Annotated in this window: 21 protein-coding genes; 9 read left to right on the top strand and 12 right to left on the bottom strand. The window is 56.2% G+C overall.

The features are described 5' to 3' along the window. The 3 genes from VSX58_RS04495 to VSX58_RS04505 form a co-directional block, all read right to left on the bottom strand. Positions 1 to 660, bottom strand: a complete 660-nt coding sequence (locus VSX58_RS04495; protein WP_327613248.1) for a methionine ABC transporter permease — start codon at positions 658 to 660, stop codon at positions 1 to 3. Then, positions 653 to 1,669, bottom strand: coding sequence for a methionine ABC transporter ATP-binding protein (locus tag VSX58_RS04500; protein ID WP_327616986.1), 1,017 nt, complete (start codon positions 1,667 to 1,669; stop codon positions 653 to 655). The genes VSX58_RS04495 and VSX58_RS04500 overlap by 8 nt, the downstream gene beginning before the upstream one ends. 165 nt (positions 1,670 to 1,834) lie before the next feature. Further along, positions 1,835 to 2,680, bottom strand: coding sequence for a MetQ/NlpA family ABC transporter substrate-binding protein (locus VSX58_RS04505; protein WP_327616987.1), 846 nt, complete (start codon positions 2,678 to 2,680; stop codon positions 1,835 to 1,837). Between the two features lie 159 nt (positions 2,681 to 2,839). Between VSX58_RS04505 and VSX58_RS04510 the strand changes: the two genes are divergently transcribed. Beyond that, positions 2,840 to 3,457, top strand: coding sequence for a glutathione S-transferase family protein (locus VSX58_RS04510; RefSeq protein ID WP_327616988.1), 618 nt, complete (start codon positions 2,840 to 2,842; stop codon positions 3,455 to 3,457). Positions 3,458 to 3,578: 121 nt separating this feature from the next. Here VSX58_RS04510 and VSX58_RS04515 read toward each other — a convergent pair whose 3' ends face one another. Both VSX58_RS04515 and VSX58_RS04520 read right to left on the bottom strand, forming a co-directional pair. Beyond that, positions 3,579 to 4,727, bottom strand: a complete 1,149-nt coding sequence (locus VSX58_RS04515) for a PQQ-dependent sugar dehydrogenase (protein WP_327616989.1) — start codon at positions 4,725 to 4,727, stop codon at positions 3,579 to 3,581. 248 nt (positions 4,728 to 4,975) lie between these two features. Then, positions 4,976 to 5,311, bottom strand: a complete 336-nt coding sequence (locus VSX58_RS04520) for a EutP/PduV family microcompartment system protein (RefSeq protein WP_327616990.1) — start codon at positions 5,309 to 5,311, stop codon at positions 4,976 to 4,978. Positions 5,312 to 5,473: 162 nt separating this feature from the next. Here VSX58_RS04520 and rimO point away from each other — a divergent pair, with 162 nt between their 5' ends. Continuing rightward, positions 5,474 to 6,787: a 30S ribosomal protein S12 methylthiotransferase RimO gene (gene rimO / locus VSX58_RS04525; RefSeq protein WP_327616991.1), complete on the top strand. Its 1,314-nt coding sequence runs from the start codon at positions 5,474 to 5,476 to the stop codon at positions 6,785 to 6,787. 185 nt (positions 6,788 to 6,972) lie between these two features. Continuing rightward, positions 6,973 to 7,737 carry an outer membrane permeability protein SanA gene (sanA, locus tag VSX58_RS04530; RefSeq protein ID WP_327616992.1) on the top strand — a complete coding sequence of 255 codons (765 nt, stop codon included), beginning with the start codon at positions 6,973 to 6,975 and terminating at the stop codon, positions 7,735 to 7,737. An 18-nt stretch (positions 7,738 to 7,755) separates the two neighbouring features. On the opposite strand, the gene yeiB is transcribed toward sanA, so the two are convergent. The 3 genes from yeiB to VSX58_RS04545 form a co-directional block, all read right to left on the bottom strand. Continuing rightward, entirely contained in the window at positions 7,756 to 8,928 is a 1,173-nt protein-coding gene (gene yeiB, locus VSX58_RS04535; RefSeq protein WP_327616994.1) for a DUF418 domain-containing protein YeiB, read from the bottom strand. A gap of 115 nt (positions 8,929 to 9,043) precedes the next feature. Continuing rightward, entirely contained in the window at positions 9,044 to 9,706 is a 663-nt protein-coding gene (gene folE, locus VSX58_RS04540) for a GTP cyclohydrolase I FolE (protein WP_327613238.1), read from the bottom strand. 420 nt (positions 9,707 to 10,126) lie between these two features. Next, positions 10,127 to 11,812, bottom strand: coding sequence for a methyl-accepting chemotaxis protein (locus VSX58_RS04545; protein ID WP_327616996.1), 1,686 nt, complete (start codon positions 11,810 to 11,812; stop codon positions 10,127 to 10,129). Between the two features lie 471 nt (positions 11,813 to 12,283). Between VSX58_RS04545 and VSX58_RS04550 the strand changes: the two genes are divergently transcribed. From VSX58_RS04550 to VSX58_RS04560, 3 genes are all read left to right on the top strand, one after another. Further along, positions 12,284 to 13,405, top strand: coding sequence for an S-(hydroxymethyl)glutathione dehydrogenase/class III alcohol dehydrogenase (locus VSX58_RS04550; RefSeq protein WP_327616997.1), 1,122 nt, complete (start codon positions 12,284 to 12,286; stop codon positions 13,403 to 13,405). 25 nt (positions 13,406 to 13,430) lie between these two features. Continuing rightward, a complete protein-coding gene (fghA, locus tag VSX58_RS04555) occupies positions 13,431 to 14,276 on the top strand; it encodes an S-formylglutathione hydrolase (protein WP_327616998.1) in 846 nt (281 codons plus the stop codon). Positions 14,277 to 14,707: 431 nt separating this feature from the next. Further along, positions 14,708 to 14,920: a KTSC domain-containing protein gene (locus VSX58_RS04560; protein WP_327617000.1), complete on the top strand. Its 213-nt coding sequence runs from the start codon at positions 14,708 to 14,710 to the stop codon at positions 14,918 to 14,920. Between the two features lie 77 nt (positions 14,921 to 14,997). Here the strand turns inward: VSX58_RS04560 and VSX58_RS04565 are convergent, their stop codons facing one another. Beyond that, entirely contained in the window at positions 14,998 to 16,104 is a 1,107-nt protein-coding gene (locus tag VSX58_RS04565; RefSeq protein ID WP_327617002.1) for an oxidoreductase, read from the bottom strand. Between the two features lie 250 nt (positions 16,105 to 16,354). Here VSX58_RS04565 and VSX58_RS04570 point away from each other — a divergent pair, with 250 nt between their 5' ends. Then, positions 16,355 to 17,869 carry a sugar ABC transporter ATP-binding protein gene (locus tag VSX58_RS04570; RefSeq protein ID WP_327617003.1) on the top strand — a complete coding sequence of 505 codons (1,515 nt, stop codon included), beginning with the start codon at positions 16,355 to 16,357 and terminating at the stop codon, positions 17,867 to 17,869. Positions 17,870 to 17,940: 71 nt separating this feature from the next. Next, positions 17,941 to 18,861 carry an ABC transporter permease gene (locus tag VSX58_RS04575; RefSeq protein ID WP_327617073.1) on the top strand — a complete coding sequence of 307 codons (921 nt, stop codon included), beginning with the start codon at positions 17,941 to 17,943 and terminating at the stop codon, positions 18,859 to 18,861. Positions 18,862 to 18,914: 53 nt separating this feature from the next. On the opposite strand, the gene VSX58_RS04580 is transcribed toward VSX58_RS04575, so the two are convergent. The 3 genes from VSX58_RS04580 to yieE all read right to left on the bottom strand — a co-directional run bounded on the left by VSX58_RS04580 (position 18,915) and on the right by yieE (position 23,067). After that, positions 18,915 to 19,895: an NAD(P)-dependent oxidoreductase gene (locus VSX58_RS04580; protein WP_327617005.1), complete on the bottom strand. Its 981-nt coding sequence runs from the start codon at positions 19,893 to 19,895 to the stop codon at positions 18,915 to 18,917. Between the two features lie 668 nt (positions 19,896 to 20,563). After that, on the bottom strand, positions 20,564 to 22,054 hold the full coding sequence (locus tag VSX58_RS04585) for an amino acid permease (protein WP_327617006.1): 1,491 nt from the start codon (positions 22,052 to 22,054) through the stop codon (positions 20,564 to 20,566). 140 nt (positions 22,055 to 22,194) lie between these two features. Then, positions 22,195 to 23,067, bottom strand: a complete 873-nt coding sequence (gene yieE, locus VSX58_RS04590; RefSeq protein WP_327617007.1) for a DNA-binding transcriptional regulator YeiE — start codon at positions 23,065 to 23,067, stop codon at positions 22,195 to 22,197. Positions 23,068 to 23,186: 119 nt separating this feature from the next. Here yieE and VSX58_RS04595 point away from each other — a divergent pair, with 119 nt between their 5' ends. After that, positions 23,187 to 24,281 carry a YeiH family protein gene (locus VSX58_RS04595; RefSeq protein WP_327617074.1) on the top strand — a complete coding sequence of 365 codons (1,095 nt, stop codon included), beginning with the start codon at positions 23,187 to 23,189 and terminating at the stop codon, positions 24,279 to 24,281. Positions 24,282 to 24,338: the final 57 nt, after the last annotated feature.

Genomic DNA, 24,338 nt, shown 5'->3' on the forward strand with positions numbered 1-24,338 from the left:
TCAGCGGCGTTCGCGCTTATCGGCCCGTTTCGACAGCCAGTCGCCCAGCGTTTGCACAATTTGCACCAGGATAACCAGCGCGATCACCGTGACGATCATCACCTCGGTTTCATAGCGATAATAGCCAAAGCGGATCGCCAGGTCGCCGACGCCGCCGCCGCCGACGATCCCGGCCATCGCCGAGTAGCCGATAAGGCTGACCAGCGTAATCGTCAGACCGCGTAATAAACCGGCTTTGGCCTCCGGCAGCAATACGGTGCAGATAATCCGCATCGGGCTGGCGCCGAAGGCCTCCGCCGCTTCGATAATCCCCGGCTCGACTTCGCGCAGCGCGCTATCGACCAGCCGCGCGTAAAAAGCGATGGCCGCGACCGACATCGGCACCGCCGCCGCCACCGGCCCAATGGTGCTGCCCAGCAGAATCTGCGTCAGCGGCAGCAGCAGCACCAGCAGAATCACGAACGGAATGGAGCGAATAATGTTCACCACCACGGTGCTGAGCAGGTACACCGCGCGGTTCTCCCAAAACAGGCGCCGGTCGGTGACGTAAATCAGGAAGCCCAGCGGCAATCCGCCGATAATCGCCAGCAGGGTCGAAATCCCCACCATCTGGAATGTTTCGCCGAATGCCGTAATCAGATCGATCCATAAATCAGCCATGCAACACCTCCACCTGCGCCGTCGTGGCCTGAATATGCGCTAACGCCTGCGCCACGTTTGCCGGATCGGTCGGGTGCGTTAACAGCGCGACCAGAATGCCTAATGCGCGATTGCCTATGTATTCAATTTTACCATGCAAGATATTGACGGATACGCCATAGCGGGTCGCCACGTCGGACAGCACCGGCTGTTCCGCCGATTCGCCGACGAACAGGATTTTCAACAACGTGCCCTGCAGGTCTTGCCGCAGCCGGGGAGGCAGCTCAAGATTCAGCGTGTGGGCCACCAACTGGCGGGTAAAGGCGTGCCGCGGCGCGGCGAAGATATCGAACACGTCGCCCTCTTCCACCACTTTGCCGCCGGTCATCACCGCAACCCGGTCGCAGACCGATTTGATAACGCTCATCTCATGCGAAATCAGCACGATGGTGATGCCCAGCTTCTGATTTATCTCTTTGAGCAACACCAGTATCGCCGCCGAGGTTTCCAAATCCAGCGCGGAAGTCGGTTCGTCGCACAACAGCACTTCCGGGCGATTGGCGATGGCTCTGGCAATCCCCACGCGCTGTTTCTGTCCGCCGCTTAGCTGCGAAGGGAACGCGGCGGCCTTATCGCTCAGCCCCACCAGGCTAAGGATTTCCGGCACCCGCTGCGCGATTTCCGCGCCGGATTTGCCGGCCGACTTCAGACTAAACGCCACATTCTCCGCCACGGTGCGCGTCTGCATCAAATTGAAATGCTGGAAGATCATCCCGATTTTTTGACGTTGTTCGCGCAGGCTTTTGCCGCGCAGCTCGTTAACCTTGACGCCATTAACCCGCACAACCCCGGAAGTCGGGCGCTGCAATACGTTGATCGTCCGTAACAGCGTGCTCTTTCCCGCGCCGCTGGTGCCGACAATGCCGAACACCTCTCCCGGTTTGATATGCAACGTCACATTATCAACGGCACGATTTCCCTGCTGCTTCCCCTGAGAGAAGTCAACACATACACCTTCTAACTTAATCATTATCCGCAAACTCCTGGCATAGCGGAAAAGAAGAAAGCCGGTCACTGACCGGCCAGACAAATACTACAGATTAATCGCCGGCTCAGCCTTGCGCTGGCCTGAGCCTGATATCTTCCCACTCCCTGGCGCCCTTCCCCGACATTTCGCGCCTTGAACCGACGGCGCTTACTGTGCCGGCGCCGGCGTTGTCGCCCGCATCCATTCCGGTTTCTGGAACTGGCTGAACATGGAACCCGGTTGGTCAATCACCGCGGCATAGGCCGGTGATTCAACCACGGCTTTGGTATCTTTGACAAACGGCTTATCCAGATCTTCCGTGCGCACCGCGATCACGTTCTTCAGATTTTCATCCAGCGTTTCCAGCTTGATCGCCGAAGAGAGCTTCAACCCCGCCGCAAAAGCGAAATTGCCATTAACCAGCGAACCGGCCACGCTATCCAGCGTTCTGGGCAACTGCGCGGCTTCCAGCGGTTTGAAAACCAATCCGCGCGGATTTTCAACAATATCTTTTTCCGATGCTTTGGTCGGATCGATATCGGGCTTAATGGTAATCAAACCCAGCGATTGCAAAAAGCGCAGGCCGCGGGCGAGGTTGGTGGCATCGTTGGACAAGGTGATCACGTCGCCTTTTTTAAGTTCATCCAATGATTTGATTTTATGGGAATAAAACCCCATGCTCGCCGTTGGCACCACGATTAACCGGCTGATTTTCAGATTTTTATCGGCGGCGAATTTTTCCAGATACAGCGAATGCTGAAACAGATTGGCGTCAATGCTGCCGTTGGCCAGAGCGAGGTTGGGCTGAACGTAGTCGCTGAACTCGCGCACCACCACTTTGTAACCTTTTTTCGCCAGTTCGGGCTTAATCGCCTGATTGACCATATCGCCGTAAGGTCCCGGCGCCACGCCGAAGACAATAGTGTGCGGATCGCTATTGGCCCAGGCCAACTGAATCCCGGCCGCCAGCAGCGCAACGCCTAACGTTGCGCGAAGAGAGTACGTCAATTTCATTGAACTATTTCCTGTCAAAACACGACTTTTGGTCATTATTGAGAATAACAAGTTAAATCATAAAGATTAAAAAGGCATATCATTATTTCTCATCTATCATTCACTGGGTAGCTCGCTTGACCCGTCACAGCATAAATTTTTTCTTCGGAGGGGTGTCAGATGGTAACAATTTGGGGGCGTGAAAATTCAACTAACGTTAAAAAGGTGCTGTGGTGCGCGGCGGAACTGGCGCTGCCTTATCGCCACATTCCGGCCGGCGGGCAGTTCGGCCGCAATCATGACGCGGATTATCTAGCGATGAATCCCAACGGCCTGATCCCCTGTCTGCAAGACGATGAACGGGTACTGTGGGAGTCCAACACTATCGTGCGTTATCTGGCCGCGCAGTACGGAGCCGACTCGCTGTATATTGCGGATGCCGGCGCGCGGGCAAGCGCCGAAAAATGGATGGACTGGGCCATCTCGCTGGCAGGCGTTTTTGGCGGCGTGTTCATCAATATGGTGCGGGTCGCGCCGGAAAAACGCGATATGGCCCTGGTGGAAAAAGGAATGGCGGAATGCGAACGACTGCTGGCCATCGCCGACTCCGCGCTGGCGCGCCAGCCGTGGCTATCGGGCGATAAATTCGGCATCGGCGACATTCCGCTGGGCTGCATTATCTATGGCTGGCTTAACATGGATATTACGCGTCAGCCGCATCCCCATCTGGAACGCTGGTATCAGCAGTTAACCCAGCGTCCGGCGTATCAAAAACACGTTATGATCCCGCTATCCTGAGAGTACAGCCATCGTCAGGCGCCCCGGTGGATGCAGATCCCCGCCTAAATAAGCGGGGATGACGAAAAACGGGGCGCCGCCAATGGATGTAGATCCCCGTCGACTCTTAACCCGTCCTTCCCTATTCCAGCCCGACTTTCAGCAGCTTGCCGTTATCGTGATCGGTCAGCACATAGAGATAGCCGTCCGGCCCTACCCGCACATCGCGAATACGCTCATTGCGTTCATTCAATAGGCGCTCTTGCGCGACAATATTGTCGCCGTCCAGCGTCAGGCGAATTAAATTCCGCTCGGCCAGCGCGCCGATAAACAAGGCGTTTTTCCACTGCGGAAAACGGTCGCTGTTATAGAACGTCATACCGCTGACGGCCGGAGACTTTTGCCAGTAAAAAATCGGATCCGCCATGCCCGACCCCCGTTCGCCCTTGGCCTCGGGAATTTTCAGCCCGGAGTAATTAACGCCGTAGGTGGCTAGCGGCCAGCCATAGTTTTTACCGGCCTGGGGAATATTGATTTCATCGCCGCCCCGCGGACCGTGCTCATTCTCCCACAGCGCGCCGGACCAGGGATTCACCGCCATGCCCTGCGGATTCCGGTGCCCGTACGACCATATCTCCGGGCGCGCATCGGGCCGGTTAACCAACGGATTATCCGGCGGAATTTTCCCATCGGCGCTTAGACGCACGATCTTGCCCTGCAGCTTATCCAGATCCTGCGCCGTCGGCCGCTGATTATTCTCGCCTAACGCAATAAACAGGTATCCCTGGCGGTCAAACGCCAGCCTGCCGCCGAAATGGTTTCCGCTAGATAGCTTGGGCTGCTGGCGGAAAAACACCGTGAAATTTTCCAACCGCGCGGCGTCTTCCGTCAGGCGGCCGTAGCCGACGGCCGTACCCGCTTTGCCGCCTCCGCCCTCTTCGGCGAAGCTCAGATAAAGGCGCCGGCTGCGCGCGAAATCAGGCGCTAACGCCACATCCAGCAGGCCGCCTTGCGATCTGGCGTAGACCGGCGGAACCCCGGCAATCGGCGCCGAAAGCCCGGAGTCCGGCCGCCAGCGCCGTAAATTCCCGCTGCGTTCGGTAATCAGTATGCCTTCATCGCCCGGTAGAAAGGCCAGCGACCACGGATGATCGAGCCTATCCTGCAACTCCGTTACCTCGATCTGCGCCGCCAGCAAGGAGCCGGAGAACAGCAACGCCGCGGCCGCCAATAGCCCGCGGAAGCGGCGTGACCAGGATAAAAAACCGTTAGACTGCGCGCGGCGCGCCATAGCGTTCTCTCCGTTCAACTCAATTTTTGTAACTCTAGGCGGCGGATAAGATTTGCGCAAAAAATCGACGGCGGGTTTACATTTATTGAAGAACGGCGAGGGGTAAGGGAACAAGAGTACGGCGTAAAGGACACAACGCTTTGCGTTGTGCAAAACGATAACATTTTATCCTGCAACTCCAATTATCTGGGGTATATATCGGGAAAATTTTGTTATTAATATGGGAAAACAGGCGAATTATCTTGGCTTTATCGTTCTATTTGGTTGACGTTCCATAACTTAATCACATAGCCATAAAACCAACGCGCCTGAACTTTATCAAACGAAGCTTCGACAATATCCAGATAGCCGTCAGGCGTCACTTCGCCAATAAAGGTAAGTATGGTCGTTGAGTTATCAAAAAATAAGAGCGATGGCATAAGCTCACCATTCCCAACAAATATTCCAGGCAAGTCAATATGCTTGGCGATATCATCAGGATTAAGATATTGTCCCAGCGGAACGGAGTAAGTCTCGCGTAACGTTTTCGTCAGCGTCGTCTTTCCTGAACCATTTGGCCCGACAATCAATCTTAGGTGCGGCACAGTAAATCCCTAAGTTTGATCGTCTCCTGACTTTCCGTGCTTTTTATCTCCTCGGTGGCGCCATCGGGAGCCTGCCGACTTGAGTCGTATGACTATAAGGCGCAACAACTATGGTGTAAAATCCCGCGGTTTTTCCTTTTGAATGAATTGTGAGCAAATAACATGCAACAACCCCGTATTGGATTCGTTTCCCTCGGCTGCCCGAAAAATCTGGTGGACTCCGAGAGGATCCTGACCGAGTTGCGTACTGAAGGCTATCAGGTGGTGCCGCGCTATGACGACGCCGAACTGGTGATCGTCAATACCTGTGGCTTTATCGACAGCGCCGTGCAAGAGTCGCTGGAAGCCATTGGCGAAGCGCTGAATGAAAACGGCAAGGTTATCGTCACCGGCTGCCTGGGCGCGAAAGAGAACCAAATCCGTGAGGTTCACCCTAAGGTATTGGAGATCACCGGGCCCCACAGCTACGAACAGGTACTGTCGCACGTGCATCAGTACGTGCCCAAGCCGCAACACGATCCGTTCACCAGCCTGGTTCCGGCTCAGGGCGTAAAGCTGACGCCGCGCCATTACGCTTACCTGAAAATATCGGAAGGCTGTAACCATCGCTGCACCTTCTGCATTATTCCGTCCATGCGCGGCGATCTGGACAGCCGGCCGATTGGTTCGGTGCTGGATGAGGCGAAACGGCTGGTCGATGCGGGCGTCAAAGAGCTGCTGGTGATTTCTCAGGACACCTCCGCCTACGGCGCCGACGTTAAGCAGCGAACCGGCTTCTGGAACGGACAGCCGGTTAAAACCAGTATGGTTAGCCTGTGCGAACAGCTTGCTTCGCTGGGCGTGTGGGTGCGCCTGCATTACGTCTACCCTTATCCATACGTGGATGACGTGATTCCCTTGATGGCCGAGGGCAAGATCCTGCCGTATCTGGACATTCCGCTGCAGCACGCCAGCCCCCGCATCCTCAAGCTGATGAAGCGCCCTGGCGCGGTGGAAAGAACGCTGGAGCGAATCAAACGCTGGCGGGAAATTTGCCCGGAACTGACGCTGCGTTCGACGTTTATCGTCGGGTTCCCCGGCGAAACGGAGGAGGATTTCCAGGTGCTGCTGGATTTCCTGCGACAGGCCAGACTGGATCGCGTCGGCTGTTTTAAATACAGCCCGGTGGAAGGCGCGACGGCCAATGCGCTGCCCGATCAGGTGCCGGAGGAGATCAAAGAGGAGCGTTATCACCGTTTCATGCGGCTTCAGCAGGAAATTTCCGCGCAGCGCCTGCAGGAGAAGATCGGGCGCCGATTACCGGTGCTGATCGATGAAGTCGACGATGAGGGAGCGATTGGGCGCAGTATGGCCGATGCCCCGGAGATCGATGGCGTGGTGTACCTGAATGGCGAAACCGGCGTGAAGGTCGGCGATATCGTCAACGTGAAAATCGAGCACGCCGACGAATATGATTTGTGGGGCAGCCGCATCTGACCGCCATACCCCACCGCCGGTCTTTCACTCACTCGAAGACCGGCATTTTCTTCCCCCGCTTTCACGCCGTTGCGGTAAAAACCATCAATCACCCTCCCCCTGCGACGCCTGCGCCTTGCGTCTAACTTTCAGGTAAAGTAGCCTTGAGGAATGACTATCCCAATCGCCTTACCCGAGGCATAAGCATGTGGAAACGCTTGGTATACAGCCTGTTAACAATTATCGGCGTACTCTTGCTGTCTGCTTTTGCCCTCGATCGCTGGATCAGTTGGAAAACCGCGCCTTTCGTCTACGACGAATTACAGGATTTGCCGTCTCGCCAGGTCGGCGTGGTGTTGGGAACCGCCAAGTATTACCGCACCGGGGTGATCAATCAGTATTATCTCTTTCGCATTCAGGGGGCGTTGAACGCCTATAACAGCGGCAAAGTCAGCTATCTGCTGCTGAGCGGCGACAACGCCCAGCAAAGTTATAACGAGCCCATGACCATGCGACGCGATCTTATCGCCGCCGGCGTATCGCCGACGGATATCGTGCTGGACTATGCGGGTTTTCGCACCCTGGACTCGATCGTCAGGACGCGCAAAGTGTTCGACACCGATGACTTCACCATTATCACCCAGCGTTTTCACTGCGAACGGGCGTTATTCATCGCCATGCATCTTGGCATTCAGGCGCAATGCTATGCGATTCCATCGCCTAAAAATATCATGACGGTGCGCGTACGGGAGTTCGGCGCCAGGCTGGGCGCGCTGTTCGATTTATATATTCTGAAGCGCGAACCGCGCTTTCTCGGCCCCACCATCTCTATTCCCGCACGGCATCAAATTCCTGACGACGCGCAGGACTATCCGGCGGTGCTGCCTGAACAGATCCCGAATATCGCGCCTTCCGCCGCCGATCGGCCGGCGAGCGCGCCCAAGTACGCGACGGAGAAAACGGCGCCGTAGCGGCGCGCGGGCCTGGCTTTAAGATGCGCGCGGCGCGGCTTTGGCGATGCCCACGGTAAGCTTCCGCCACAGCCATTCGCATGGCCCCTGTGGAAAAAACTTCAGCCAGTAGTGGGAAAAGAGCAGATTTACCCCCCAGACAAGCGGAACGATAGCCGCCAGCTGCAGGCGATCCAGGCGCATAAACAGCCCGAGCCGATCGAACAGCATGGTGCACACCAGCGTTTGCAGTAAATAATTGGTCAGCGCCATGCGGCCGACATCAGAGATCCAATACGTGAGACGCCATTTACATAACGTCGGCCAAAAGCCATAGCACAGAGCCAGGTAGCCTATCGCCTGTAGTGGCGCGCTCAGTTCACGCGGGATCTGCAACAACAGGCCGCTCCAGCGGTATTCCCAGTGCGTCAGCCACTGCGCCGCCACCCCGAAGCCGTTGATAAGCAGCCCCAGGGGGATCATCCATAAGGCCAGCTTGCGGTAATGCGCCAGGCGAAACTCCCCCTTGAGCCAGCCGCTGCGCATCAGCCCGGCGCCGAATAACATTGAGCCGGCCAATAGCCAGCCGTACTGAACGCCCAGCGACAATAAACTGTCGATCAGCAGATCCACCCGATTACGCCACGCCTCCGCGCCTCCCGCCGTCCGCCAATAGGTTTCATAGGCGATATCCGCCGCGCCCGGTTGCCAGAATTGCCCCGGCTGCTGGGTAAGCAGCCGGCTTAACACCAGCAGGACGCAAACGCCGACCAGATACATGACGGCGCCGCTGCGCAACAAAACCCGGCTTCCCTGCGCATGGCGAATCATGCCGTAACACACCAGCCCAATCAGGCCGTAGTCCAGCAGGATATCGCCATCCCAAAAGAAAACGGCATGGGTCAGCCCTATCGCCATCAGCCAGAACAGCCGGGCGTGGGTCCACGACGCGCCGCGCGGCAATAGCAGTTGCAGGCCGGCGCCAAACAGAAGAGAAAATAGCGCCAGAAATTTCGCCTGCGCCGTCAGATCCAGGATGGCCCAGGTCCAGGCGTCGCCCGGCGAGGGCAACCCCTGCCAGGCGGGATTGAGATAGGCGGCCTTCGGCAGGCCGAATGCCGTGATATTCAGCAATAAAATGCCAAGCACCGCGATGCCGCGCGCAAAATCCAGCGTCGCAATACGGGGGGACGGAGCGGTTTTAGCAGACATAGCACTCGGGTATCAGACCGTTGGAAAAGATGATTGTATTAACAGACGGCGGGAAATAATACGTATTTTATTTATCGCCGGGCGCTATTTGGCGCAGCGCCCGGCGATGGATGAATCAGTTGTGATGGCGTACCGCGCGCAGAAATTCCTGACGGGTATTCTGGCTGGACTTGAACAGCCCGCCCAGCGACGTCGTGGTGGTGGCGCTGGTCGCGTCGCGGATGCCGCGCGCTTTGACGCAATAGTGCACGGCATCTATCGATACGGCAACATTATTGGTGCCCAACAGCGTTTGCAGAGCAATCAGAATTTGTTGCGTCAGGCGTTCCTGAACCTGCGGACGTTGAGAAAAGAACTGCACGATACGGTTGATTTTTGATAAGCCAATCACCCCGTCCTTCGGGATATAGGCAACGGTCGCCTTACCGTCAATCATCACGAAGTGATGCTCGCAGGTGCTGGTCAGGGTGATGTCGCGCACGGTGACCATTTCATCCACCTTCATCTTATTCTCAATAATGGTGATCTTGGGAAAATTGGCGTAATCCAAACCGGAGAATATTTCATCAACATACATTTTCGCAATACGATTAGGGGTTTCCGCCAGGCTATCGTCTTGCAAATCGAGACTTAGCAGGTTCATCACCTCGGTCATATGCTCGGCGATCCGTCTTTTCCGCGTATCCCGATCCAACAGCTCGCCGCGCAGCGGCGTTTCAAGACCTCGCGCCATCAACGCTTCATGAACCATGACGGCTTCTTTACTTAAGGATGTCATTATTATTCTCCAGCAGGCGTTACTCATATTGACGTTGGCCGGGCCAAAACGTCGTCACCACTGTAGTTGAGAGAGAAACGATTATCCAGTGATAGCGTCTCATGATCGTTGAAATAGATTCAGCTTATCATTAACCGGATATTCCCTTGCCAACCCAATAGGATGGTAAAAAGCAAAAAGCACCGGGAGTGACTCCGGCGCTTGCTTAGAGTTTATCTGTTTCCTCTTTCAGGTTGCAACGGCGTTCGCTCTCTCAAAAACGCCCGCAGGCGTCATACCGATCGTTTCAGCATCGAGATACACGGGGCGAGGCGTCCCTCCGGGAGCCTCACCCTGCCTTTCCCCTAAAAACGACTTAGGCGGCCCGCATTCCCCGAAGGCGACCCTTTTCCTCCGCCTGACAGTTTTCCTACGCCTTAATTAGAACGTTTCCCAATTATCAGCGGCGCTGGCGTTTTTGGAGCTTTTATCCGCGGCGATCAGCACAGGCTTGGCCGCGGGCGGCGTTATTTCCGGCTGCCGATTGCCGCCCGGCCGGCGTTTTTCATTTACCGAGAGTTGGAAAACCGCCACCGCTTCGGTTAACTGGCGGGCCTGCTCTTCCAGCGATGCCGCCGCCGCCGCCGACTCCTGCACCAATGCGGCGTTTTGCTGGGTCACGCCGTCCATCTCTACCACCGCCTGACCAACCTGATCGATGCCGCGGCTTTGTTCGTCCGAAGCCGAGGCGATCTCCCCCATCAGGTCGTTTACCCGGGTAATGGCGGTAATGATTGACGACATGGCGTCCCCGGTTTGCGTGACCTGGTGCGATCCGGTATTCACGCGTTCGACCGACTCGGCTATCAGCCCTTCAATCTCTTTCGCCGCCTGGGCGCTGCGCTGCGCCAGATTGCGAACCTCGCCGGCCACCACGGCGAAGCCGCGCCCCTGCTCTCCGGCCCGAGCCGCCTCCACCGCGGCATTCAGCGCCAATATATTGGTTTGGAAAGCAATACCGTTAATCACGCTGGTAATGTCGGCAATTTTCTTCGAACTGGTGGTGATGTTCGCCATGGTTTTCACCACATCGGTCGTCACTTCGCCGCCTTTTTTGGCGGCAATGGCCGCATCCTGAGCCAGATTGCGCGCCTGATGGACGTTTTCGGCGTTCTGTTTCACCGTGGCGCCGAGCTCTTCCATGCTGGCGGCCGTTTGCTCCAGCGCCGCCGCCTGTTGCTCGGTGCGGGAAGAGAGATCGCTATTGCCGCTTTTTATCTCGCTCGCGCCTTGGTGTATTGAGTGGGAGCTGTCGCGAATCGTGGAAACCGTATTGATCAAGCTGCTTTGCATATCCCGCAGGAAAGGGATCAGCTGACCGACGCAGTTGCGGCCGAAATCTTCAATATTCTCCCCTAACTGGCCGCTCGTCAGCACCTTAAAGTGATGTTTAACGATATTCAGCGGCCTCACCAGGTAATTCACCAGATAGCGATCGGTCAATAGCAAAATCAGCAGACCGGCGATCGCCGCTCCCAGCAGGATACCTTTATTCCAGACCACCAGCCCATACACGCCGTCGAGCGAACGGCTGGAGGAAGCCATAGCGTCGGCCTGGTATCTATCCATGATATTGCCGAACGCGATGCTTAAAGGAGGGTAAACATCTCTGAACAGATGGCGAAACTCATCGGGACGATTGTCGCGCACCGCGGCATACAGCGGCCGCAATCCGCTTTCAATCACCTGCGTCCAGGCGTTTTGCACCCCCTCAACCGTAGCGCGATCGATGGCGCCGTGATCGGCGGTTTTAAATACCGCCAGCTTATCCGAGGTATTTTTTATCGCGTCGTTCGCGGCGCTAAGCAGCTTTTCCACCTCGGCCGTTTCGCCGCTTTGGTTATAATCCATAGCCCGCACCAAACGGATAGCCGCGCGAAAATATTGATCGCTGCCATCCACAATGGTATCGGCATTTCTTTTCTGTATTTCCCCCGATTCCAATAACTTGGTCATCTCACTCAGCGATGATGACATATATAACGATACGCCGCCCCATAGAACCAGGAATACTCCCAGGATGGTTAACAGCATAGCCCTGATGGTGATATTTTTTAAAAAGCCCACGGAAGACCTCTACTCATTATTTAGCTAACGCTTTCATTTACTTAAATATTACCCCCCCCCCCAGAAAATATTTTGTTACATTCGTGGGCGGTAATACACTTTCTCTCATCCGTTATCGGCAGTAATCACCGGGGGTTTACCTGTTTTGATCAATTAATTCGATGGTAATCACTAAAGTAATAGTCAGAGTCTATTATTTAGTCGCAACTATTAATTCGGGCCTTATCCCTCTGTCGTCCTCAATAATTCGCGTCGTAGGAAAACGTTATCGTTTCAAATAACGGAGCGCGCTGGCCCTTGGCGGGCGAGGCGTATTGGTAAGCCCCGAGCCGGCAGCGCCTCGCCGCAATACTGCGGCCAGAGAAAAACGCACTGGCGAACCGCGCCACAATAAAGGTAATCTTCGCTAAAATAATTTAGCAACCAAGGTTAAACTTCCCTGCAACATACTGCCGACATGAGAGAAACACGATGAAAATGATCAAGACGCGTGCCGCCGTCGCCTGGGGGCCAAACCAACCGCTTTCCATTGAAGAAGTGGACCTGATGCCGCCGCAGAAAGGCGAAGTGCTGGTGCGCATCGTCGCCAGCGGCGTTTGCCATACCGATGCCTACACCCTTTCAGGCAAAGATCCGGAGGGCGTTTTTCCGGCTATTCTCGGACATGAAGGCGGCGGAATCGTCGAAGCCATCGGCGAAGGCGTCACCAGCGTCTCCGTCGGCGATCACGTCATTCCGCTCTACACCCCCGAATGCGGCGAATGCAAATTCTGCCGCTCCGGCAAAACCAATCTGTGTCAGGCTATTCGCGCCACCCAGGGGAAAGGTTTGATGCCCGACGGCACCAGCCGCTTCTCCAAAAACGGTCAGCCGATTTTCCATTATATGGGCACCTCGACGTTTGCCGAGCTCACCGTGGTCCCCGAGATCTCTCTGGCTAAAATCAGCAAAGAAGCGCCGCTGGAGGAAGTTTGCCTGCTTGGCTGCGGCGTAACGACCGGCATGGGCGCGGTCATCAACACCGCCAAAGTGAAACCCGGCGATAGCGTGGCCATCTTCGGGCTTGGCGGCATCGGGCTATCGGCGATTATCGGCGCGCAAATGGCGGGCGCCGGACGGATTATCGGTATTGACGTCAATACCGGCAAATTCGATCTGGCCCGCAAGCTGGGCGCCACCGACCTGATCAACCCCAAAGATTACGCCAAGCCCATTCAGGAGGTGATTATTGAGCTCACCGACGGCGGGGTCGATTTTTCCTTTGAGTGTATCGGTAACGTCAATGTGATGCGCTCGGCGCTGGAGTGTTGCCATAAAGGCTGGGGCGAATCGGTCATTATCGGCGTCGCCGGCGCGGGCGAAGAGATCTCAACCCGCCCGTTCCAACTGGTAACGGGACGCGTGTGGCGCGGCTCCGCCTTCGGCGGCGTAAAGGGACGCAGTCAGCTGCCGGGCATTGTGCAGCGCTATCTGGACGGCGAGTTCCCGCTCAGCGATTTTATTACCCACACCATGGGGCTGGAAGAGATCAATACCGCTTTCGATTTAATGCATGAAGGTAAGTCGATCCGCTCCGTCATCCATTTCCGCTAACCGCGACCAGAGAGGCTAAGCTGCGATGAGCACATCACTGGAACTTCTGACGGAACACCGCCTGTTCGGCGGTTGGCAACGGCGCTACCGCCATGCGTCCGATACGCTGAACTGCGGCATGACGTTCAGTATCTATATGCCGCCGGCGTCCGATGATGCCCCGCCGCCGGTGCTTTACTGGCTGTCGGGGTTAACCTGCGATGATGAAAACTTCACCGTCAAATCGGGCGCGCAGCGCACTGCCGCCGAGCTCGGCGTGGCGCTGGTGATGCCGGATACCAGCCCGCGTGGGGAGAACGTCGCGGATGATGCCGGATACGATCTTGGCAAAGGCGCCGGATTTTACGTCAATGCCACACGGCAGCCCTGGGCCGCGCACTATCGGATGTATGACTACGTACGCGATGAGCTGCCGGCGCTGATTCAGCGGCATTTTAACGTAAGCGGTAGCCAATCGATCAGCGGACACTCCATGGGCGGGCACGGCGCGCTGATGCTTGCGTTGCGCAACCCCGAAAGCTATCGGTCCGCGTCCGCTTTCGCGCCTATCGTCAACCCCAGCGAGGTTCCCTGGGGGCGCAAAGCGTTAAGCGCGTATCTGGGCGAGGACGAAACGCAGTGGCGGCAATATGACAGCTGCTATTTGCTGGCCAACGGCCAACGCAAACTGCCGATCCTTATCGATCAGGGGGACGGGGACCGGTTTCTTCCCGAGCAATTACAGCCGGAAAAGCTGGCCGAACTGGCGAATCGGCACGATTGGCCGTTCACGCTGAGAATACAGCCCGGCTATGACCACAGCTATTTCTTCATCGCCAGCTTTATTGAAGATCACCTGCGCTTTCACGCGCGCTATTTGCTGCAGCCATAATCCGGCGCGCGATCGGGAACGGAATTAACCGGTTCCCGATCGTTTTTCCGGGTAAAGGAAAGCGCCGAAATGCCGATAACCTACCTCTATATACCCTAAATAATTCGAGTTGCAGGACAAAAACGCCAAAGCGTTTTTGAACAGCGCTTGCGCTGACCCCGAAGGGGTGAGGCCATCAGGCCGAATAACGCGGCGACGCAGCGAATCCTCAGGAGCTTACAGCAGTAAGTGACTGGGGTGAGCGACAAATCCGCCAAGAGCAGATTTGAACGCCGCTTGCGGCGGCCCCAACGGGGCGAGCTCCATGGATGGAGCGAGTAACAAAGCCAACGCACAGGCAACTTGAAGTATGACGGGTATAAAGGCGCATAGCGGCCTTTGCGCCAGCTAGCCCGCCGCCGTAAAAATAATCAAATTGGGAGTGCAGGATTTTGCAAAGAAAACGAGTTTCATCATCGGAACTGTTTTCCGTCGGGTACGATGCGGAAAACAGCGTATTGGAAATAGAGCTGCTGAACGGAAATATCTATCAATATCGCGGCGTGGCGCGGATGATTTATGAAGAGCTAATGTCGAGCGCGGTCAAATCCCGCTATTACGCCCGCTACATCAAAAACGCCTTTCCCTACGAAAAGATTCAGTGATAAACGGGCGAATCAGGCGCCTGTCGCGACAGCCTCCTCATCCGCCCGTTGCCACCGTCTAATCAATCGACAACGGCTCAATCAAGCGCGCTCTCGGCCGCGCCGACGCTTTCCACCGTTTTAAGCGCGTCTGACAATACGGAATCGTTCAGCGCCAACGGCAGATAGTGAATCGACTCCCCCGGCTGCAGCGCGCGCTTAACCACGGCCTGAATAGAGGCGCGATCGTGAATATCCACATTCAGTTCGGCCAGCGAAGTCGGCAGTCCGAACCGCTTAAAGGCGGACTTCAGCTGCCGTAGCGTGTCGATATCCCCTTGTAGCGCGCTTTGCACCAGAATGCCGTACGCGACTTTGGTGCCATGCAAAAAGGCTTCGGTCTGCGGCAAGACCGTTAACCCGTTATGCACCGCATGCGCGGCGGCCACCCGCGTGTAGCGCTCTCCCAGCCCGCCGACCATGCCGCCGCCGGCGATAATGGCGTCGACGACGTCAAGAAAGTCCTGCGTCAGCGTACCGGCCGCCGCCGCCTCCAGGGCCGACGCGCTTTTTTGCAGCAGCACGTCGCGGATGGCCAACGCAGTTTGCAGCCCGAGCCGCGCGGTCAGCGGCAAGGTTTCAGGACGGGGGCTCAACACCACCGCTTCATACCACTTCGCCAGGGTATCCCCCACGCCGGCCAACAGATATTCCACCGGAGCCGCCAGGATAATGCGCGGCTCCACCAGCACCAGGTGGTTGGCGTCGCTGAAAATCTCGAAGCGCAGCGCCTGCCCCTCATCGCTATACCATACGGAAAGCGGCGTCCAGGCGGCGCAGGTCGCGGCAATCGTCGGGATCGCCACCAGCGGCGCGCCGATTTTGCGCGCCACCACTTTCGCCGTGTCCAGCACCGCACCGCCGCCGATGCCAATCACCACCCGGCAGTCGTCCCGCGCCTGCGCCGCCAACTTCGCCACTTCGCCCTCGCTGCAGTGCGCGCCGAACAGCGCCCGCCGCGCCGACGGCGCATCGAATTCAGCGGGAAGGTAAGGCCGCGCCGCCGTCAACGCCCGCTCGCCGTATATCCATAACGCATTGTTCAGAATATCCGGCGAATAAAAATCCAGCAGCTTATCGATGGCGCCGGAGAAAGAAAAATAGTTGGCCGGTCCGACCTGTACACGGATTGCCGTTGTGTTCATGTTCTGATGTTCCTCGCGCTGCCGCGCCAACAGTTAAGATAAGAGACGGCGGTAATCAGGGGAATGATTGATAACGCCATCTTATTCACTTGCCCGGCATGATTTAAGAATTTTTTTGCTTAACTTATTCTTTTTTCATTCATAGATTAGCGCCCTTCTCACGCTGAATCCGAATTGCATCATGTTAGTTCTGTGTTACATTTCAGGCCAGTTTTTTTGCCGATACACACCGCCAAGAGCGTGACTGAACATGACATCTCAGCCCCATCGAACGCGACTGGAAATGCGCAACATTTCCATCTCATTTTCTGGCTTTCATGCGCTGAAACAGGTTGATTTCATACTGGAGGGCGGCTCTATTCATGCATTAACCGGCGCCAACGGCGCGGGTAAATCGACGCTGATGACCATTCTGTCCGGCGCTTACCGCCACTACAGCGGCGAGATCATTATCGATGGCTCACGGGTTGATATCTATTCGCCGCGCGCGGCCAAACGGCACGGCATCCATTTGGTGCAGCAGGAGGTGGATGTCGCCCTGGTGCCTACGCTGTCGGTGGCGGAGAATATTATGCTGGATACGCTGGCGCAAAACGGCCATGTGCTCAACTGGCGCCAGGTCTATCGCCAGGCGCAGGCGCTGCTCGACCAGCTCGGCATCCGCCTGAATCTACGCCAACGACTGGAGCGCTGTTCGCTGGCGGAAAAACAGCAGATTCTGTTAGCCAGAGCCTTATCCCACCAATGCCGTTTTTTAATTTTGGATGAGCCGACGGCGCCGCTCGATCGGGAAGAAAGCGCGCGCCTGTTTCAGGTGGCGCGGCGTTTACAGGCGGCGGGCATCGGTATCGTTTTCATTTCTCACCGTATTCATGAGCTCAGCGAGATTTGCGACACGCTGACGGTGCTGCGTGACGGCGAATTCGTCAGCAGCGGCGCGATGCAAGGGCTCAGCGGAGAGCAGATCGTCGAGAGAATGCTGGGACACCGGCTGGAGGCTATTTTCCCGCCGCGTCGGCGCACGCCGTTATCTACGCCTCTGCTGCAGGTTAAAGGGCTGCATGACGAAACCCTGCTGCGGGATATCTCGCTCACGCTGCGTAAAGGCGAAATCCTCGGCGTCGCCGGACTGGCGGGCGCGGGAAAAACCGAGCTGTGCAAGGCGCTGTTCGGCGCGACGCCCAGCCGGATCGAGCAAGGCGAATATAACGGCGCGCCCTGGCGTCCCCATTCGCCCCATCGCTCCGTTGAGCAGGGCATCGCCCTGGTGCCGGAAGAGCGGCGCAGGGAAGGTATCTTTATTGACGAATCCGTCGCCATGAATCTCAGCATCGGCGCCAGCGACAGTTTTTCCCGCTGGGGCGTGTTCAGCCGCCGTCAGGCGCTATCCTGGGCAAAACAGATCGTTGCGCGCTTAACGATTCGCGCCGCCGGGCCGATGCAAAAACTGGCGCGGCTATCGGGCGGCAATCAACAGAAGGTGGCCATCGGTAAATGGCTGCGCAGCGAAGCGCGGGTGCTGATCTTTGATGAGCCCACCAAGGGCGTCGATATCAAGGCCAAACAGGATCTGTTCGCGCTGATCGACGGCCTGGCCCGGCAGGGTAAAGGCATTATCTACGCCTCGGGCGAATTTTCCGAGCTCGTCGGCCTGTGCGATCGCATCTGCGTACTGTGGGATGGGCGAATCGTCGCCGAACTGGACGCGTCAACCATTGACGAAGAAACACTACTATTGTATTCAACCGGAGGAACTCCCCCGTGAGTCAGCCACTTTCACCTAACGGGGTTCTCCCCTGGCGCCACCGTTTTTTCGACTTTTTGTATAAATGGGGCATGCCGATCACCGTCGTCGCGCTGGTCGCGCTTTTCGGTCTGGCGTCGGATAACTTTCTCGATCCCTACAACATCATCAATATCCTGCGTTCGATCGCCATCGTAACCGTAATCGCGATCGGCGTATCCATCTCTCTGTCGGTGGGTGGGTTCGATCTCTCCGTGGGTTCAACCGCCTCGCTGGCCAATGCGCTGGTGATCTCGCTGTTCGTCTGGCATGGATTCGGCACGACGGGGGCGATCGTTCTGACGCTGCTGCTGTGTACGCTGGTGGGACTGTTCAACGCGTTTCTTATCGTGGCGCTGAAAATTCCCGATATGCTGGCGACGCTCGCCAGCCTATTTGTCATTCAGGGCGTCGCCATGACCTACAGCTACGGCGGCTCCATCACGCAAAATATGGCGCTGCCGAGCGGCGAAATGGCCGAAGGCGTCATTCCTGAGTTTTTTTCCGCGCTGGGGCAGGTTCCGGTGATCGTCGTCATTATGCTGGCGGTGACCGTCATCGTTCAGCTCTATCTGTCGCTCACCAAGCACGGCCGCCGCATGTACGCCATCGGCGGCAACCCTGAGGCGGCGCGTCTGGTCGGCATCAGAACGGCGCGCTATCGGATTCAGGCCTATGTGCTCTCTTCCTTGCTGGCGGCGCTGGGGGGGATTTTATTGGCCTCGCGTATCGGCTCTTCGCAGGTTAATGCCGGCGGCGGCTATTTAATGGACGCCGTCGCCGCCGCCTATATTGGCTTCTCTCTGGCCGGTTCGGGCAAACCGAACGCCTTGGGCACGCTGGTCGGCGCGGTCATTCTCGGCGTGCTGCAAAACGGTCTGGTGATGCTTTCCGTGCCCTATTACGCCATGGATATCATCAAAGGCCTGGTGCTGGCCCTCGCCCTGGCGATCACCTACATCCAGAAACGCTGAGCGTCCAGCGCCGTCAATAACCCACGACGCTCATTTACGGACGCTTGCCTGAGTCAGCGTCCGCCGCCGTTATCCATACCTTTTTGCTGCACGAACTCATCAATATTTTCGATCGTCCTTTCCAGCAAAATCTGCAGCGCTGAAGCCGAAGTCCAGCCGATATTCGGCGTAATCAACAGGTTAGGCAACCTCTTCGCCGCCGCCACCAGCGGATCCGCACAGGAAAACGCTTCCTGCGCCAGGCAGTCCAATGCGGCGCCGGAGACGGTGCGCCGCTCCAACGCGGACAACAGCGCCGCTTCATCGATCAGCCCGCCGCCGGCCGTGTTCACAATGGCGACCGTCGGCTTGCACAATGCCAGCGTTCGCGCGTTGATCAGACCGCGGGTTTCATCGCTTAGCGGGCAGTGTAGCGAAATAACGTCCGCCGATTGCAATACCTGCTCAAACGGCAAATAGCCCTGCCGACACGTCGCCGCCCCTTGACGTTCGGCGAATAGCGGCTTCATCCCCAGCGCCGTCGCCAGGCGGGCGACCTCGCGCCCCACCGCGCCGGCGCCGATGACGCCAAGCGTTGAGCCGGCGATATCTTTTACCGGATGGTTAAAATAAGAGAACTGCGACGCCCTCGCCCAGCGGTCGTCAAGCAGGTCGCGATACCAGGCGTTCAGGTTACGCTTCAGGGCGAAGATCAGGGCGATGGTATGTTCAGAAACCGCCTGGGTAAAATAGTTCGGCACGTTTTTTACGGCGATCCCCAGCTCAGCGGCCGCCGCGGTATCAATGCTCTTCGTCCCGGCCGCGGCTACCGCAATCAGCTTTAAGGAGGGCAACGCCGACAGGGTTTCCCGGGTTAATACGGTTTTATTGGTGATAATGATATCGCTGTTTTTTGCCCGGACGATAACCTGATCGGGCGCGGTATAATCATATTCGATCCATTGATGGCGGCATTGCGGCCGCCTAAAACTATTCTTTTTCAAAAAAATGGTTTCAGGCAACGCGCCCCTGTCCAAAAAAGTAATTTCCAGCATCGCGTCCACTCTGATTATTATTTATACGGCAAGGCCTGAATATCGATATCCCCTCCATACTTCAAGCCGCAGGTGCGTTGACTTCGCTGTTCGTCCTTATGGCCTCCCCCTCCGGGGCGGCGCAGGCGCCGTTCAAAAACACGTCGGCGTTTTTGTCCTGCAACGAGAATTATTTGAGACGTGATAACGACATCTATTTATCACAACCCGCCTCGCCGACCTCCGCTAAATAAAGTAGGAGATTAATCGTTTATATTTACGCGCCGAAAACATAGCGCATTAATTATTTCCTTAAAAAAATTACCGGAGGTTAAACATATTCTCATTACATGGTGCCCCATACCGCATGGGTGGTAACAGAGTAGACAGCAACGGAACAATTAACAATGCCTGACATAATGAATTTCATTCATTATGCATTTAATGCCGATCGGCGACTTGCAAAACGCAGGGGATAAAAAAAATTGCCTGGCGTCCGCCAGGCAATAGAAAAGGTTATTTCGACGAGTTTGCTGACAACCTCGTCTGTCGGACCGAGAGACTCGGGACGACCATGGAGGTGAGGCATCCCCGCGTTTCCCCTGACAAAAACGCGTGCGCTTTTGAACGCCGCTTGCGGCGGCCCGCAGGGCAAGCCCCGCTAACGGGGCGAGTAATCTCTAACTTTGTCAACAGTCTGATTTTGACTCATCGTGATCGGGAAAAGTCATATCTTCATATCTGATGAAATGCGTGCCGCGGGAAAGTTTATAACCGAACCAAATCAGCAGGAACAGCGGAATGCCGATATAGGTAGCCGTAACGCCGTACCAGTCGATTTTATCTTCCAGAAAAGCCTGATAGTTCTGCCCCAGCGTAATCACCAGGCAGAGCACGAAGGCGAACAGCGGCCCCAGCGGAAAGAAACTGGAAAGATAGGGAAGACGGCTTAAATCAAAGCCGGCCTTAACATAGCCGCGACGAAAACGGTAATGGCTGATGGCGATCCCCAGCCAGGCGATAAAGCCCGTCATGCCGGACGTATTCAATAGCCAGAGGTACACCGTCTGGTTGCCGTACATAGACGACAGGAAGCACAGCGCGGCGACCACGGTGGTGGCATACAACGCATTGCGCGGCACCCCGCCGCTGGAGAGCTTGGCGAAAATACGCGGCGCCTTTCCTTCGCGCGCCAGGGTAAACAGCATGCGGGTACAGGCGTACATTCCGGAATTCCCCGCCGACAGCACCGCCGTGAGGATAACGGCATTCATTACCGCGGCCGCAGACAGCAGGCCGGCATGCTGAAAAACCAGCGTAAACGGGCTGACGGCGATATCTTTGACGTCGTTGCGCAGCAGGTTGGGATCGGTATACGGAATAATCAGGCTGATAATTAAAATGGCGAAGATATAAAACAGAAGAATACGCCAGAATACCTGGCGGATCGCCCGTGGAATATTTTTCTGCGGATCTTCCGACTCCCCGGCCGCCACGCCGATCAGTTCGGTTCCCTGGAATGAAAAGCCCACAATCATCGCCACGCCGACCATAGCCGAAAATCCGCCCGCGAAGGGCGCGTCCCCAATCTGCCAGTTATGTATTCCCGCATTTTCCGCGCCGCGCAAAATGCCCGCGATCATCAGAACGCCGACGGCGATAAAAATCACCACCGTCACCACTTTGATCAGCGAGAACCAATATTCGGCTTCGCCGAAGCCTTTTACCGAAATGATGTTCAATAACACCATCACCGCCAGAAATAGCGCGCTCCATATCCAGCCGGGAACGTCCGGGAACCAATATCCCATCACCAACTGCGCGGCAACCAGGTCGACCGCAATCGTCACCGCCCAGTTGTACCAATAATTCCAGCCCAGCGCGAAGCCAAAACCCTCTTCAACATAGCGGGAGCCATAAGTGGCGAACGAACCGGACACCGGTATAAATGCCGCCAGCTCACCGAGGCTGGTCATCAAAAAATAGACCATGACGCCGATAAGAACATAGGATAGCAGGGCTCCGCCCGGCCCGGCCTGCGAAACCGTGGCGCCGGATGCGACAAACAATCCGGTGCCAATCGAACCGCCGATCGCGATCATCGTCAAATGCCGTGCTTTAAGCTCACGGCGCAGGGATGTTCTACCCTGAACAGAATGCTGAATATCTTGCTGAGCCATTATTGTCCTGACTGCTCTTGCTAAAAATTGAGGCGGGATTGTAACAAATAGCCCGAATCAGGATCGCCGGGATCGTCGAGTTATAAGTTAGGTTCATAACTCAAGACCGATCATTAGCAATACCTATTTTTCCGCTGCCGTTATTCCGCATCGCGGCAGTAGCTTAGGAAACGCTGCAGAACATTGGAAAGATGCTTCTGCCGATGGTGCACCAGATACAGCGTGCGCGTAAATTTAGGCAGCGGAATCGGTAACTCAACCAGCGAGCCCATCTCCAACTGTTCGGCGATAACATGGCGCGACAGGCAGCTCACGCCGATGCCATGGCGCACCGCGTGTTTAATCGCCTCTGAATTGCCCAGCTCCATCACGAGACGGAAGCGCGGCAACTGCGCCAATAGCAGATGGTCGAGCACCTCACGCGTCCCGGATCCGGGCTCGCGTAAAACCCAGGGAACGTCGTTCAGCGCCGATAAAGAGAGCGTCTGCTGACTGAGCGGGTGCGTCGGCGCGCAGAATACCACCAGTTCATCCTCCATCCAGGGCAGCGTCACCAAATCGGGATGGTGACACGGCCCTTCGATCAGCCCGAGATCGACGCTAAACTCGGATACGCTGGCGATCACATCCTGGGTGTTGCCGACATGCAATTCCAGAGGAATTTCAGGAAAATCATGGCGATAGCGGGCAATCATGGCCGGCAACAGGTAGTTGCCGATGGTGCTGCTGGCATAAATGCGCAAGGCGCCGTTGTCACGGCGAAAAAGTTGCTCAATCTCCGCTGACTGTTCAAGCAGCGACAAGGCCTTGGGATAAAGCAGACGGCCGTGCTCATTGACGACCAGCCGCTTGCCGACGCGATCAAATAATTGAACCCCCAACTGCCCTTCCAGATCGGCCAGCGCGGCGCTGACCGCGGATTGAGAAAGAGCGAGTACGACCGAGGCCTGAGTGGTTGAACCACTTTTCAGGACTTCAGTAAACACTTCCAACTGACGTAATGTGATATGCATAGCAGGCTCTTTATCTGAAATACCTATAAGTTATAAATATATAATCAATTACTCTTTTAACTGCTCTGATAATAGGATTGGACATCGATTAATTATTCTCGGAACAGGTAAATAAAATGATGGCTATTCCCGCCGTCCAACAGCTTACTCAGTGTCGCAACCGAACAATTCAGATTCTCCCAGGCCTATTAATAATAGGTTTAACGACATACATTCTTCTTTGGCTGGCGGCAATACCGAAAGTCGTACTGTGGGGACCAGGCACATTAACACTGGCAATCGTGGCAGGTGTCATACTGGGTAATACGGTATATCCATGGACACGCGCATTGTGCGATCCGGGCGCGCAGTGGGCAAAACGACATCTGCTGCGATGGGGCATTATACTCTACGGATTTCGACTTAATTTTCAGCAAATTGCCGCCATCGGCATCACGGGCGTCGCCATCGACTTCACCATCGTGACATCCACTTTCCTGCTCGCCTGTTGGCTCGGCCGCAGGGTATTTAAACTCGACGATGAAACCGTCATCCTCATTGGCGCAGGCAGCAGTATCTGCGGAGCGGCGGCGGTTATGGCGACGGCCCCCGTGGTGAAAGCGTCTGGAGACAAAATTGCGGTTGCCGTTTCAACCGTCGTTATTTTCGGCACGACGGCGATGTTCCTATACCCCTGGCTATACCAGCTTAATCTTTATTATCACTGGTTGTCTTTCAATCCGCAAACCTTCGGCATCTATCTGGGCTCGACGCTGCATGAGGTTGCTCAGGTTGTCGCCGCCGGACACGCAATTGGCGCTGAAACAGAAAATATCGCCGTTATCAGCAAAATGCTGCGCGTCATGATGCTGGCCCCGTTCCTGCTGTTGCTCGGCATGGCGCTAAAAATAACGCGGCAAAAAACCGCGCCGGCCGCGCTAGAATCGGTTGCGCTGGTTTTTCCCTGGTTTGCGCTAGGGTTTGCCGCCGCCGCCGCGCTCAATTCAACCGATGTGTTCTCGCCGGCGCTGACCAGCGCATTAACCCGGCTGGATAATCTGCTGCTGACCATGGCGATGATAGCATTGGGGCTAACCACCCGCATTAGCGACATCCGTAATGCCGGGACAAAACCGCTGCTGCTGGCGCTGCTGTTATTTATCTGGCTGGTTGTCGCCGGCGCGGGCATTAATCTGACTTTTGACCGCTTATTCAGCCAGGCATCGATAAATTAACGCTTAACGACTGGTTAACCCGGGCGACGATGCCATAATGCTCCGTCATCAAGAGGA

This window comes from Brenneria populi, from assembly GCF_036016195.1.
GTDB lineage: Bacteria > Pseudomonadota > Gammaproteobacteria > Enterobacterales > Enterobacteriaceae > Brenneria > Brenneria populi.